The organism is Streptomyces sp. HUAS MG56, from assembly GCF_058673395.1.
Genome location: NZ_CM178722.1, coordinates 6,256,422 through 6,269,866, shown reverse-complemented (window position 1 = coordinate 6,269,866; position 13,445 = coordinate 6,256,422). Strand labels below are relative to the sequence as shown.

Sequence of the window (13,445 nt, the reverse complement as noted above, 5' to 3'; positions counted from 1 at the left end):
GGCCGTCAGCTGTTGCCCGGTTCCTGCCAGCCCTGGAGCACCCACGTGAACTGCTTGCTGGTCCGCGCCCAGTCCTCGGCCGGCGTCGACATGTAGATGGCGTACTCGACGCCCGAACGGGAGTAGTACGTCTCCTCGATGGCGTGCCGCGGTCCGGCGACGTACGGCGGGTCCTTCTTCAGCGCGTTCCAGGTGTACTCCCACAGCGCGCCCGGGCGGTCGCGGTAGATGTTCCCTTTCATCTGCACTTTTTTGTAGTCGACCAGTCGCTGGAGCTGCGTCTCCAGGTCCTTCTGGTGCAGAAGGGGCGTGGCGAAGTCCGGGGAGCCGTCGATGGCGATGCGCACGAAGTGCTTGCCGTCGTCCGGGCTGTAGTCGATCTGCTTGAGGTTGCCCTGGATCTCGTAGACCTTCCGCTTCCAGCCCTTGGGCAGGGTGAGGCTGAAGCCGAGCGGGTCGTGGTGGGTCTCCCAGTCGGCCGGGATCGTGCCGTCGGGGTCCTGCGAGCTCGCGGCGCTCGCGGAGGGGTCGGTGGCCGGGCCCGCGCCGCCGCTCGACCCGGTGCTGCTCGCCGCCGCGCCCCACTCCTGGACGGCGACCGCCGCGCCGCCGCCGAGCACGGCGGCCGCCGCGACGACGAGGGCGAGGGTGCGCAGCCGGCGCCGGGGACGGCCCCGTCCCGCGCCGCCGCGGCCCGCGGGGACCGCGGCCGATCCCGCCGGTCCGCGCGGGGCGGGTGCCACGGCCGTCGGTCCGGTCATCGAGCGGCCGGCGCCCGGCGCGGCCGGGTCGCCGTAGCCGGGGACGGTCGCGCCGGTGCCGTAACCGGTACCGGAGGTGCCGGGGCCGTAGCCCACGGAGGCGCTGCTGGTGTGCAGGCCGGAGTTCTGGGTCGGGACGAAGGCCTGCGCCGCGTCGGGGCGGCGGCCCTCCGCCGCCTCGGCGAGCAGCTGCTCCGCCTCCTCGGCGCCCGGTCGCCGGTCGGGCTCCTTGCGCAGCAGGGCGGATATGACGGGACCGAGCGCACCGGCGTGGCGCGTCTCGGCGGCCTCCTCCTCGACCACGGCCTGCATGGTGCTCAGCGGTGACGTGCGGCGGAAGGGCGAGCGGCCCTCGACCGCCGTGTACAGCGTGGCGCCGAGCGCCCACAGGTCCGAGGACGGGCCCGGGTCGTGGCCGCGCACCCGCTCCGGCGCGAGATAGTCGACCGAGCCGACGACCTCTCCGGTGCGGGTGATGGTGGAGTCGCCCTCGATCTGGGCGATGCCGAAGTCGGTGAGCAGGACCCGGCCGTCCTTGCCGAGGAGTACGTTGCCGGGCTTGACGTCCCGGTGCAGCACACCAGCGGAGTGCGCGGCGCGCAGCGCCCGCAGCACCCACAGGCCGATCCGCGCGGCCTCCCTCGGTTCGACGCGGCCGCGCTCCTTGACCTCGTCGGCCAGCGAGTTGCCCTCGACCAGCTCCATGACGATCCACGGGCGGCCGTCGTGTTCGAGGACGTCGTGCACGGTGACGACGGCGGAGTGGTTGATGCGCGCGGCGGCCCGGGCCTCGGCCCGGGTACGGGCGAGCAGCACGGCCCGGTCGCTGTCCGAGACGTAGAGGGCCGCCGTCAACTCCTTGACGGCGACCGTCCGGTGCAGCACCTCGTCGTGGGCGCGCCACACCCGGCCCATGCCGCCGCTGCCGATGGAATCGGCGAGCCGGTAGCGGCCCGCTACGAGCAGGCCCTGCATCTGATTCACGTTGCCCCGCAATGCTCTTGACAGGCTCAGACTAAGGACCGGCCCGCCCGCAGGGAACCAGCGGGGTACCAAGGTGACAGCACTGTGACGCTTGTCGCCTGCCCAAGCGCTTTCCGCCGGTTACCCGGCGCGCTCAACCGGTGCCCGTGGCGCTCAACCGGTGTAGGTGTACGTCTCGGTGGCCTGCTCGTACAACCGGGTCACCTGGTCCCGCTCGGAGTCCGGGCCACGGACCTGGATGATGTGGTAGCGGCCGTTCAGCAGGATCGCCATGTTGCGCACGAACAGGTCGCGCCCCTGCCCGTCGGTCCAGGTGAACTGCCCCTCGGCCATGGTCCGTCCGCCCACCTCGATGGTCCGCAGCCCGGTGGCCGTGGCCCAGCTGGAGTCCCGGTACGGCTGCAGCTCGCTCTCCTTGTCCCGCTGGTACGCCATCGGGTCACTGCCGTAGGCCGCCGCGTTGTCCCTTCCGGGTACGACGATCAACTCGAAGTTCCCCTGCCCGTACACGACCTCCCCGCTGCCGTTCTTCGGGGTGCGGCCCCAGCCCTTGGCGACGGCGATCTTGAAGCCGCCGGGGTCGGTGCGCAGAGTGAAACCGTCGCCGACGCTCGGATCGCCCCCGGTCTGGGTCTGGGTGGCGGGCGCGGACGCGGAGGGACCGCCGTCCGCGGACTGCCCGGAGGAGGGCTGCGGGCCGGAGGGCTGCGGGTCGTGCGAGGGCGCGGGGCTCGCCTCCCCCGCGCTGCCGGTCCGGTCGCCGCCGGCCGCTCCGTCGTGCCCCTGCTTGGGCAGGAACAGCATCGCGTACGCGATCGCGCCGGCCAGCAGGAGCAGGATCAGCACAAGCAGGGTCCGGCCGAGACCGCGCGGCGAACGCGCCTCGCCCCCGGCCCGCTCAGGGGACCGCTTGTGCCGGCCGTGCGGCGAGGCCTCCGCCGCACGGGCACGCCGGCGCCGCAGCCGCACCAGCTCGCCGCGGCGCCGGACGATCGGCAGCCGGCGCGGGTCGCTGGGCGGCACGGTCACCACGTGCGTACCGGCGTCGGGCTCGGGCGCGCACCGCACCAACGACCGCAGCCAGCCGCCCAGTTCCTCGAAGTCGAGCCGCTCGGTCGGATCCTGCCGGAGCAACGACTCCACGACCGGCCGCAGCGGCCCGCACTCCTCGGCGAAGGCGGGCGGCTCGGCGCACACGAGCTGCACCAGCTCGGCCGTCGACTCCTCCGGGTACGGCGCGTGCCCCTGCACCGCCCGGAACAGCAACGCCCCGAGCGCCCACAGGTCGGTCGCGGGCCCGATCGGCGCCGCCAGCTGCCAGTTCTCGTGCACGGGCCCGGCCTGCTCCGGCGCCCACCGCTCGGTCACCGGCCCGACCACCGTCATCCGCACCTGCCGCGCCCTCTCGGCCGCCAGAGCGGTCACGGGCCCACGCGGAGGCCCGGCCAGAACACCGGACTCATCCCAACGGGAGACACCGGCGGACTGCGAGGGCAGAACCTGACGGGTGGCATCGATGCCGGGGAGGGGGGAGGAGGGCTGCTCGGGGGCGGCGGGGTTCTGGCCGGGCGCGAGCGGGCTCCCGCCGGGGGCGAGTGAGTTCTGGCCGGGGACAGCGGGGGGCTGGCCGGGGGTGAACGGGGTCCGGCCGGGCGCCAGCGGGCTCTGACCGGACGCGGCGGCGTTCCGGCCCGGGACGGCGGGGGCCCGGCCGGGGCTGACAGGGCTCTGACCGAGTGCGAGCGGGCTCTGGCCCGGCACGGCGGGGTTCTGGCCGGGGACGAGCGGGTTCCGGCCGAGTGCGGCGGGGTTCTGGCCGGGGACAGCGGGGTTCTGGCCCGGCATGGCCGAGGGGCGCCGCCCGTCCGAGGGCAGCCCGTGGCCGCCGTGGGGGTTTGCTCCCGGAGCGGGGAGTGTCGGATCGGCGCCGTAGGTGGTGCTGCCCTCGGCGGGCGGGCGGGCGCCGGGCAGTGCGGGGCGTCCGGTCTGCCGGGACTCCTGCACCCGGGCGGCGGCACGCGCGCCCGCGCGATACGCGGCGATGGCTCCGGCGCGGGCGGCCCGGATGTCGGCCCCGCTCGCCCCGCTCGTCCCACCCGTACCGCTCGCTCCGCTCTCCAGGGCCCGCGGTTCTGGCGTATCGGCGCCGCCCGACGTCCCGTCGGCGCCCGGCAGGCCGCCGGCCGCCCTCGCCCGGATCGCCGCCCGGCGCGCGGCCTCGGGATCGACGTCGGCGGACGGAACACCGCCCGCCGGGCCACCGGAAGAGGCGGCGGCTCCCTGCCCACCGCCGAACGCACCGTCGGCACCGTCCGCACCGTCCGCACCGGCATCCGCCGCCCACCCTCCGGCGAACGCACCCCCGCCCCGCCCCGCAGGCCCACCCACGCGACCGTCACCCGGGCCGCCGGTGGACGCCGTCCCGGTCTCCGGCTCGACCCGCTCCAGGCCCGCCGGACCCACCAGACCCACAGGTCCCGCCGTTCCCGTCCCGCCCGGCGTCCCGGGAATTCCCTCGTTCGGTGCGTCGTCAAGGCTCGGTACCGGGTCGTACCCGCTCAGCGCCTCCTCCGCCGCGCCGACCGCGAGGCCGGTCAGCATCACGCGGCCGTCGTCGCAGACGAGCACCGTACGGGCCGTGATGTTGCGATGCACCCAGCCGTGGGCGTGCAGCACCCGCAGCGCCATGAGCACGTCGGAGGCGACCTCGGCCGCCCGGTACGGCGACAGCGGCTGCTCGGCGAGGAACGCGGACAGCGGGCGCGCCGCGACCCACTCGCTGACGATCCACAGGGACCCGCCCTCGGCGAACACGTCGAAGACCTGGTCCAGCCGGGGATGGTCGGGGATGCGGGCGGCCGCCTGCGCGGCCTCGACGGCGCGCCGTACGGCCGGGTCGGCGGGCCGGCGGGTGGCCGTACGGGCGTCCGGCGCCGCCCGCCGGGACCCGCGCTCGCGCGCCGTGAACCCCTCGGGCAGTCCCTCCGCGTCGAGCACCTCGGCCTCGACGACCTCCGGCAACGGCACCTGCCGGACGAGGACTTCCTGCCCGCTGTAGGTGTCGAAGGCGCGGGTCTCGGTGAGTTCGTACTCGTCGGAGGGCGGCAGCGGCAGGCGGTAGCGGTCGGCGAGCACCCGACCCGCGTAGTCGTCCACGTTGCCTCCCCCGGCCGCCCGGTTGGTCACATCCGTTCGCCTCGCGCCCCGTTTCGCACACTCATACGGCTGCGTACGGTCCGCAACCATTCACGATACGTGCCGGAGGCAACCCGCATTGAGCGGATGCCGGATTGTGACGCCCCAAACCGCCGTACGGTGATTACGACTTGGGTGTGAAGGACGCCGTCAGCGTCTTCCAGGTGTCCTTGCGCAGCGCGCTGTCCCAGTCCGCGTCCTTCGCGGTGTACATCAGCCCGTAGCCGAGACTGCCGTTGACGACGAATCCCCGGTCGATGGTGTGGTACTTGGCGCCGTCGACGTACGTGAACTCCCAGTCGGCCGTGTTCCAGTCGCGGTAGTCCACCTTCTCTATACGGACCTTGTGGTACTGGGAACGCACCATGTAGCGCTCCTGGTTCTTCCAGTCCGCCACCGGGTCGCCCTTGGGCGTGGTCGTCCACGCGACGAGCAGCTTCTGCCCGTCGGGGCCGGTGTAGCGGTCGCCGGCGCTGTCGCTGGACCCGTACGACCAGCCCTTGGGCAGCCCGATCGAGTAGCCCTGGCCGCCCTTGCGGGTCGACACCGCCGGCGCGCTGCCGCCGCCCTTCGCGGCGGACGAGCCGGAGCCGGCGGCGGACGCGCTCGCGCCGCCGTCGGTCCGGTCGCCCGACGGCGTGCCGCCGGCGGACGACGGGCTCGACCCCTCCGCCCGCGCGGCGCCGCCCGTGCCGCGGTCCTCCTTGGTGGACGCGCTCGCGCTCGCCGCCGCCCTGGCCCCGCCGCCGTTGTCGTTCTTGTCGCCGCCGCTGAGGGCGAAGGCGAGCACGGTGCCGAGCACGGCGAGGGCGACCACCACGGCGATGATCACCAGCGTGCGCCGGGGCACCACGTCGGTCAGCGGCGCCCTCGGCACCGGCCGCGGCGGCAGGTCCAGGTCCGGCGGCGGCATCACCGGCCAGCCCGAACTCGGCTTGCTCGCACCGGAGTTCGGCCCGCCCGCGGCGGACGGGGCCGTACCGGTCTGCCGTGCGCCGCCCTCCGCAGGCCCACCGAGCCGTCCGGCGCCGGAGGCACCGGGTCGGTCGGCGCCGGTGACAGGACCGGCCGCGCCCGCGGAACCGGTCGTACGCGCGCCACCCCCCGACCCGCTCGCACCACGTGCACCGCTCGCACCACGCGTACCGCTCGAAGCGGCCGTGCCGCCCGCGGGGGGCGTGCTCGGGTTGCCGCCGCTCTTCGCCCGCGTCGCGGCCGCGGCCGAGGCGGCGCCCGCCGCCTTGCGGACCGAACGCAGCGCGCCGCGCAGCTTGTCCGCGGCCTCCTCGCTCCGTCTGCCCTCGGCGGGTGCGGGCTGCGGCGGCAGCGGAACCACCCGGGTGGCGTCCATCGGCTCCGGCTCGGGCGCGCGGATCACCTTGTTGAACTCGGAGCGGGCGCCCGCGTCGTCGAGCCGCTTGGCCGGGTCCTTGGTGAGCAGGCCGTAGATGACGTCCCGCAGCGGGCCCGCGTTCTTGGGCTCCTCCAGCGGCTCGGTCATCACCGCGGTGAGCGTGGCGATCGCCGAACCCTTGTCGTACGGCGGAGTGCCCTCCACCGCCGCGTACAGCAGGCCGCCGAGGGACCACAGGTCGGCCGCCGGGCCGGGCTTGTGGCCGCGGGCGCGCTCCGGGGAGATGTAGGAGGGGGCGCCGACGAGCATGCCGGTGGAGGTGATGGACGGGTCGCCCTCGACCTGGGCGATGCCGAAGTCGGTGAGCACGACCCGGCCGTCCTCGGCGATGAGCACGTTGGACGGCTTCACGTCCCGGTGCAGGATGCCCTCGCGGTGCGCCGAGCGCAGCACGTCGAGGACGGCGAGCCCGACCTCGGCGGCGCGCCTCGGCTCCAGCAGACCGTCCTCGCGGATGACCTCGGCGAGGGACTTGCCCTCCACCAACTCCATGACGATCCAGGGCCGGTCGTCCTCGTCGACGACGTCGAAGACCGTCACCGCGCTGTTGTTGCGGATCCGGGCGATCGCCTTGGCCTCGCGCAGCGTGCGCGTGATCAGGCGCCGCTTCTCCTCCTCGTCGATGTTCGACGGGAACCGCAGCTCCTTGACGGCCACCGTCCGGCCCAGGGTCTCGTCATCGGCCCGCCACACGGTGCCCATGCCGCCGCGGCCCAGCACGTCTCCCAGCCGGTACCGCCCGGCGAGGAGACGACGCTCGCTCTTGTCCTGACGAGTTTCCTGACGAGAAGTGCCCGCCCGCTCCGCCTCCGACATGCGTCCCCTCATGCAACCCGCCCTGACAGAGCCTCCATTCTCTCTCACCCGACAAGTGCCCGACGCCCAGGGGGCCTACCTGAAGCAGCCGTTCCGCTTATCGGGATGAGGGGTTGCAAGAGGGGAGGAACCGGGACCCTGACACCGCTTCAGGGTCTGACGCGGCTACAGCGGCACGATGTCCGGCGCCCCCAGCCGGGCCGCGTCCGCCGTCAGGTCGTCGGGCTGGAGCTGGGACTCGCGCTCGGCCTCCACCCGCTTCTCGTAGTGCTCGACCTCTCTCTCGACCTGGCCCTTGTCCCAGCCGAGGACCGGCGCCATCAGCTCGGCCGCCTCGCGGGCGCAGCGTGTGCCCCGGTCGAAGGTCTCGATGGAGATGCGGGTGCGGCGGGTGAGGACGTCGTCCAGGTGCCGGGCGCCCTCGTGGGAGGCGGCGTAGACCACCTCGGCGCGCAGATGGTCGTCGGCACCGGTCAGCGGCGCGCCCAGCGCGGGGTCGGCGGCGACGAGGTCCAGGACCTCCTCGGCCAGCGAGCCGTACCGGTTCAGCAGATGCTCGACGCGGGCCACGTGCACTCCGGTGCGGGCGGCGATGCGCGCGCGTGCGTTCCACAGCGCCTGGTACCCCTCGGCGCCCAGCAGCGGGGTCTCCTCGGTCACGCAGTCGGCGACGCGCATGTCCAGGCCGTGCACCGCCTCGTCGACGGCGTCCTTGGCCATCACGCGGTAGGTGGTGTACTTGCCGCCCGCGACGACCACGAGCCCCGGCGCCGGATGGGCGACCGTGTGCTCGCGGGACAGCTTGCTCGTGGCGTCCGACTCCCCGGCGAGCAGCGGGCGCAGGCCCGCGTACACACCCTGGACGTCGTCGCGGCCGAGCGGGACCGCCAGCACGGAGTTGACGTGCTCCAGCAGGTAGTCGATGTCGGCGCTGGACGCGGCCGGATGGGCCTTGTCGAGGTCCCAGTCGGTGTCGGTGGTGCCGATGATCCAGTGCCGGCCCCAGGGGATGACGAAGAGGACGGACTTCTCGGTGCGCAGGATCAGGCCGCTGGCGGAGTGGATGCGGTCCTTGGGCACGACGAGGTGGATGCCCTTGGAGGCGCGGACGTGGAACTGGCCGCGCTCGCCCACCATGGCCTGGGTGTCGTCGGTCCACACGCCCGTCGCGTTGACGATCTGTTTGGCGCGGATCTCGTACTCCCCGCCACCCTCGACGTCCCGCAGCCGCGCGCCGACGACCCGGTCGCCCTCGCGCAGGAACCCGGTCACGCGCGCGCGGTTGGCCACCTTCGCGCCGAAGGACGCGGCGGTGCGCACCAGGGTGGCCACGAAGCGGGCGTCGTCCACCTGGGCGTCGTAGTACTGCAGGGCGCCGACCAGCGCGTCCTTCTTCAGGCAGGGGGCGACGCGCAGGGCGTGACGGCGGGTCAGATGCCGGTGCAGCGGCAGGCCCCGGCCGTGTCCGCGCGCCATGGACATCGCGTCGTACAGGGCCACGCCCGAGCCGGCGTAGAGCCGCTCCCAGCCCTTGTGCTGCAACGGGTAGAGGAAGGGCACCGGCTTGACCAGGTGCGGGGCGAGCCGCTCCAGCAGCAGCCCGCGCTCCTTCAACGCCTCCCGTACGAGGGCGAAGTCGAGCATCTCCAGGTAGCGCAGGCCGCCGTGGATGAGCTTGCTGGACCGGCTGGAGGTGCCGGACGCCCAGTCGCGGGCCTCGACGAGACCGGTGGACAGACCGCGCGTGACCGCGTCCAGCGCCGTACCGGCACCGACGACTCCGGCGCCGACCACCAGCACGTCCAGCTCGCGCTCCGCCATCGCCGCCAGTGCCTCGGCGCGCTGCTCAGGGCCCAGAGTCGCTGTCCTCACCGCTGCCTCCCGCTGTCGCACTCGCTCGCGTCGGCCGCACCCGGTGGGCGAAGCCCGGTTCATCCCCTCCTCATGCCCAAATTCTGACCGGCTTGCCCGGCTTCAGCCACCACGGGCTTCCACGCTGTGGACAACTCACGCACAACCCTCGGAAGACACACGAACACAATCACACATAACGGTCATATCTCTACCTAGGCTGACATCGTGCCCGCTCAGGCTGTCCACAGCGGTTGCGCACCTGTCCCGCTTCGGCTACTGGGAAGGACGGCTCACGCCAATGCCCGCAGACCTCGCCGTCATCGGACTCGGTCCCTACGGCTTGCCGCTCGCCCAGGCCGCCGTCGCCGCCGGCATCTCCACCATCGGCTACGCCACGGGCCCCGAGGCGGGCTCGCTCAGCCCGGCCGAGCTGCGCCGGATGCACGCCGCGGGCTTCCGGCCCGGCACCGACGCCGCCCAGCTCGGCCGGGTGCGCACCGCCGTGATCTGCGCGCCGACCCCGCGCGACGCCGACGGCGGGCTCGACCTCGGCCAGGTGGAGGCGGCCGCCCGCACCCTGGCCGAACGGCTGCGCCCGCACACCACCGTCATCCTGGAGTCCCCCGTCCTGCCCGGCACGACGGAGAACTTCCTGCGGCCGCTGCTGGAGAAGGGCTCGGGGCTGCGCGCCGGACGCGACTTCCACCTCGCCTACGCGCCCAGCCGCGTCGACCCCGGCAACCGCGACCACACCCCCGCCGGCACCCCCAAGGTCATCGGCGGCCTCACCCCCGCCTGCACCGAGTCGGCCGCCGCCTTCTACGGCCGGCTCACCGACAAGGTCGTCCGCGCGCGCGGGCTGCGCGAGGCGGAGACCGTGCAACTGCTGGAGACCAACTTCCGGCACGTCAACATCGCGCTCGTCAACGAGATGGCCGTCCTCTGCTACGAGCTCGGCGTCGACCTGTGGGACGTCATCCGCTGCGCGGAGACCAAGCCCTTCGGCTTCCAGGCCTTCCGCCCCGGCCCCGGCGTCGGCGGGCACGGTGTCCCGCAGGACCTCACCGGCCACGCCACCCGCACGCTGCGCATCGTGGAACTGGCCCAGCAGGTCAACCACCGCATGCCGCGCTACGTCGTCCAGCGCGCCGCCACCCTCCTCAACGAGTACGGCAAGTCCGCCCGGGGCGCGCGCGTGCTGCTGCTCGGCGTCACCTACAAGGCCGACCTCGCCGACCTCCAGGGCACACCGGCCCAGGAGGTCGCGATCCGGCTGATGGAGATGGGCGCCTCGGTGAGCTACCACGACCCGTACGTGGCCGCGTGGAACGTCCTGGACCGCCCGGTCCCGCGCGCGGACTCGCTCTACGAGGCGGCCGCCGAAGCCGACCTGACGATCCTGCTCCAGCAGCACCGCACGTACGACCTGCAAGGCCTGTCGGTGAAGGCCCAGCTCCTCCTGGACACCCGCGGCGCCACGCCGACGGGGGCGGCGCACCGGCTCTGAGCGGGCGGAATCGCTCTCCGGAAAAATATCGGCCGCCGATGTCGAGAACCCGCGTCCGGCTCCGTCCCCGGGGTGAACGCGACCACAATGGGTCGCACCAGGCGAGGAGAGACACGATGGCCAAGTACCTGCTGCTGAAGCACTACCGCGGCGCCCCGGCCGCGGTCAACGACGTGCCGATGGACCGGTGGACGCCGGAGGAGATCTCGGCGCACGTGCAGTACATGAACGACTTCGCGGCCCGGCTGGAGAAGACCGGCGAGTTCGTCGACGGCCAGGCGCTCGCCCCCGAAGGGGCCTGGGTCCGGTACGACGGCGAGGGGCGCCCGCCGGTCACCGACGGCCCGTTCGCCGAGACCAAGGACCTGATCGCCGGCTGGATGGTGATCGACGTCGACAGCTACGAGCGCGCCGTCGAGCTGGCCGGGGAGCTGTCGGCCGCCCCGGGTGCGGGCGGGAAGCCGATCCACGAGTGGCTGGAGGTGCGCCCGTTCCTGACCGCGTCGCCCACCATCACGGAGTGCTTTCACTCGTGAACGAGGCCCTGCTGAGGAGCCTCACGCCGAGCGTGCTCGCCGTCCTCGTCCGCCGCGGAGCCGACTTCGCGGCGGCCGAGGACGCCGTACAGGACGCGCTGGTCGAGGCGGTCCGCGTCTGGCCGGCCGAGCCGCCGCGCGATCCGAAGGGCTGGCTGGTCACCGTGGCCTGGCGCCGGTTCCTCGACGCGACCCGCGCGGACACCGCGCGCCGCCGGCGTGAGGACCTCGTCGACGCGGAACCGGCCGCCGGTCCCGCGTCCGGGGCCGACGACACGCTCCAGCTCTACTTCCTCTGCGCCCACCCCTCGCTGACACCGTCGTCCGCGGTCGCGCTCACGCTGCGTGCCGTCGGCGGGCTGACCACCCGCCAGATCGCCCAGGCCTATCTGGTGCCCGAGGCGACCATGGCGCAGCGGATCAGCCGGGCCAAGCGCACCGTCTCCGGCGTACGCCTCGACGAGCCCGGTGACGTGGCCACCGTGCTGCGCGTCCTCTACCTGGTCTTCAACGAGGGCTACTCCGGCGACGTCGACCTCGCCGCCGAGGCCATCCGGCTCACCCGGCAGCTCGCGGCCCAGGTCGACCACCCCGAGGCGGCGGGGCTGCTGGCCCTGATGCTGCTCCACCACGCGCGGCGCGCCGCGCGGACCGCGCCCGACGGCAGCCTCGTACCGCTCGCGGAGCAGGACCGCGGCCGGTGGGACACCGCGCTGATCGCCGAGGGGGTCGAGATCCTGCAGACGGCCCTCGCCCGCGACCGGCTGGGCGAGTTCCAGGCCCAGGCCGCCGTCGCCGCACTCCACGCGGACGCGCCCACCGCGCAGGAGACCGACTGGGTGCAGATCGTCGAGTGGTACGACGAGCTCGCGCGCCTCACCGACAGCCCGGTCGTCCGGCTCAACCGCGCGGTCGCCGTCGGCGAGGCCGACGGACCGCGCGCCGGCCTCGCGGCGCTCGCGGAACTGGACGACTCACTGCCGCGCCACACCGCGGTGGCGGCGTACCTCCACGAGCGCGACGGCGACCTGGCGACGGCGGCACGGCTGTACGCCGAGGCGGCCCACAAGGCACCCCACCTCGCCGAGCGCGACCACCTGACACGCCGGGCCGCCCGGCTCAACGCCCGCCGGAGTCGCTGACGGGCCGTGCGGGACCCCCACCGCACCGGTGGACGGGGCCCCGCGGCGTCGTACGGGTCAGCGGCGGTGCTGGCTGTCCGCGACGGTGACCTCGACCCGCTGGAACTCCTTCAGCTCGCTGTAGCCGGTCGTGGCCATGGCGCGGCGCAGGGCGCCGAAGAAGTTCATCGAGCCGTCGGGGGTGTGGGACGGGCCGGTGAGGATCTCCTCGATCGTGCCGACCGTGCCGAGGTCGACCTTCTGGCCGCGGGGCAGCTCCTCGTTGACCGCCTCCATGCCCCAGTGGTGGCCCTTGCCCGGCGCGTCCGTGCCGCGCGCCAGCGGGGAGCCCATCATCACCGCGTCGGCGCCGCAGGCGATCGCCTTGGGCAGGTCGCCGGACCAGCCGACGCCGCCGTCCGCGATCACGTGCACGTACCGGCCGCCGGACTCGTCCATGTAGTCCCGGCGGGCCGCGGCCACGTCGGCGACGGCCGTGGCCATCGGGACCTGGATGCCCAGCACGTTGCGCGTGGTGTGCGCGGCGCCGCCGCCGAAGCCGACCAGCACACCGGCCGCGCCCGTGCGCATCAGGTGCAGGGCCGCGGTGTACGTGGCGCAGCCGCCGACGATCACCGGGACGTCCAGCTCGTAGATGAACTGCTTCAGGTTCAGCGGCTCGTGCGAGGACGAGACGTGCTCCGCCGAGACCGTCGTACCGCGGATCACGAAGATGTCCACGCCCGCGTCCACGACCGCCTTGGAGAACTGGGCCGTGCGCTGCGGGGAGAGCGCGGCCGCCGTGACCACGCCGGAGTCGCGCACCTCCTTGATGCGCGCGCCGATCAGCTCCTCCTTGATCGGCGCGGCGTAGATCTCCTGGAGGCGGCGGGTCGCCTGCTCGGCGGGCAGCTGGGCGATCTCGTCCAGCAGCGGCTGGGGGTCCTCGTGCCGCGTCCACAGACCTTCGAGGTTGAGGACACCCAGGCCGCCCAGCTCACCGATGCGGATCGCGGTGGCCGGGGAGACGACCGAGTCCATGGGGGCGGCCAGGAAGGGCAGCTCGAAGCGGTAGGCGTCGATCTGCCAGGCGATCGAGACCTCCTTCGGGTCCCGCGTACGGCGGCTGGGGACGACGGCGATGTCGTCGAAGGCGTACGCCCTGCGGCCCCGCTTGCCGCGCCCGATCTCGATCTCAGTCACGTCTTGGCCTTTCCCTGATGCGTTTCAGCGTCTCCCAGTATCGCCGACGGGTAC

At 73.8% G+C, this 13,445-nt stretch carries 8 protein-coding genes; 3 read left to right on the top strand and 5 right to left on the bottom strand.

Going from position 1 to position 13,445, the window contains the following annotated elements; translation table 11 throughout:
- Window positions 1-5: 5 nt before the first annotated feature.
- The 4 genes from AC4OXY_RS29720 to AC4OXY_RS29705 all read right to left on the bottom strand — a co-directional run bounded on the left by AC4OXY_RS29720 (window position 6) and on the right by AC4OXY_RS29705 (window position 9,042).
- Window positions 6-1,736 carry a serine/threonine-protein kinase gene (locus tag AC4OXY_RS29720; RefSeq protein WP_362818172.1) on the bottom strand — a complete coding sequence of 577 codons (1,731 nt, stop codon included), beginning with the start codon at window positions 1,734-1,736 and terminating at the stop codon, window positions 6-8.
- Window positions 1,737-1,898: 162 nt separating this feature from the next.
- Entirely contained in the window at window positions 1,899-4,901 is a 3,003-nt protein-coding gene (locus tag AC4OXY_RS29715; RefSeq protein ID WP_491991359.1) for a serine/threonine kinase C-terminal domain-containing protein, read from the bottom strand.
- Between the two features lie 163 nt (window positions 4,902-5,064).
- The gene (locus tag AC4OXY_RS29710) at window positions 5,065-7,170 is read right to left on the bottom strand and encodes a serine/threonine-protein kinase (RefSeq protein ID WP_491994660.1); all 2,106 of its coding nucleotides are present in this window, start codon (window positions 7,168-7,170) and stop codon (window positions 5,065-5,067) included.
- Window positions 7,171-7,335: 165 nt separating this feature from the next.
- Window positions 7,336-9,042 carry a glycerol-3-phosphate dehydrogenase/oxidase gene (locus AC4OXY_RS29705; RefSeq protein ID WP_356033461.1) on the bottom strand — a complete coding sequence of 569 codons (1,707 nt, stop codon included), beginning with the start codon at window positions 9,040-9,042 and terminating at the stop codon, window positions 7,336-7,338.
- Between the two features lie 280 nt (window positions 9,043-9,322).
- Here AC4OXY_RS29705 and AC4OXY_RS29700 point away from each other — a divergent pair, with 280 nt between their 5' ends.
- From AC4OXY_RS29700 to AC4OXY_RS29690, 3 genes are all read left to right on the top strand, one after another.
- Complete coding sequence (locus AC4OXY_RS29700; RefSeq protein ID WP_376291044.1) at window positions 9,323-10,531, top strand: nucleotide sugar dehydrogenase; 1,209 nt, start codon at window positions 9,323-9,325, stop codon at window positions 10,529-10,531.
- A 116-nt stretch (window positions 10,532-10,647) separates the two neighbouring features.
- Complete coding sequence (locus AC4OXY_RS29695; protein WP_356033465.1) at window positions 10,648-11,067, top strand: YciI family protein; 420 nt, start codon at window positions 10,648-10,650, stop codon at window positions 11,065-11,067.
- Entirely contained in the window at window positions 11,064-12,209 is a 1,146-nt protein-coding gene (locus AC4OXY_RS29690) for an RNA polymerase sigma factor (protein ID WP_491994659.1), read from the top strand. Before AC4OXY_RS29695 ends, AC4OXY_RS29690 begins: the two co-directional genes overlap by 4 nt.
- 57 nt (window positions 12,210-12,266) lie before the next feature.
- On the opposite strand, the gene AC4OXY_RS29685 is transcribed toward AC4OXY_RS29690, so the two are convergent.
- A complete protein-coding gene (locus tag AC4OXY_RS29685) occupies window positions 12,267-13,391 on the bottom strand; it encodes a GuaB3 family IMP dehydrogenase-related protein (protein ID WP_356033467.1) in 1,125 nt (374 codons plus the stop codon).
- Window positions 13,392-13,445 lie beyond the last annotated feature (54 nt).

What these genes read in the sequence shown, in the direction of transcription:
- AC4OXY_RS29710 (WP_491994660.1), bottom strand. Translation starts at nt 7,170, where the DNA reads ATGTCGGAGGCGGAGCGGGCGGGCACTTCTCGTCAGGAAACTCGTCAG.
- AC4OXY_RS29700 (WP_376291044.1), top strand. Translation starts at nt 9,323, where the DNA reads ATGCCCGCAGACCTCGCCGTCATCGGACTCGGTCCCTACGGCTTGCCG.
- AC4OXY_RS29720 (WP_362818172.1), bottom strand. Translation starts at nt 1,736, where the DNA reads ATGCAGGGCCTGCTCGTAGCGGGCCGCTACCGGCTCGCCGATTCCATC.
- AC4OXY_RS29695 (WP_356033465.1), top strand. Translation starts at nt 10,648, where the DNA reads ATGGCCAAGTACCTGCTGCTGAAGCACTACCGCGGCGCCCCGGCCGCG.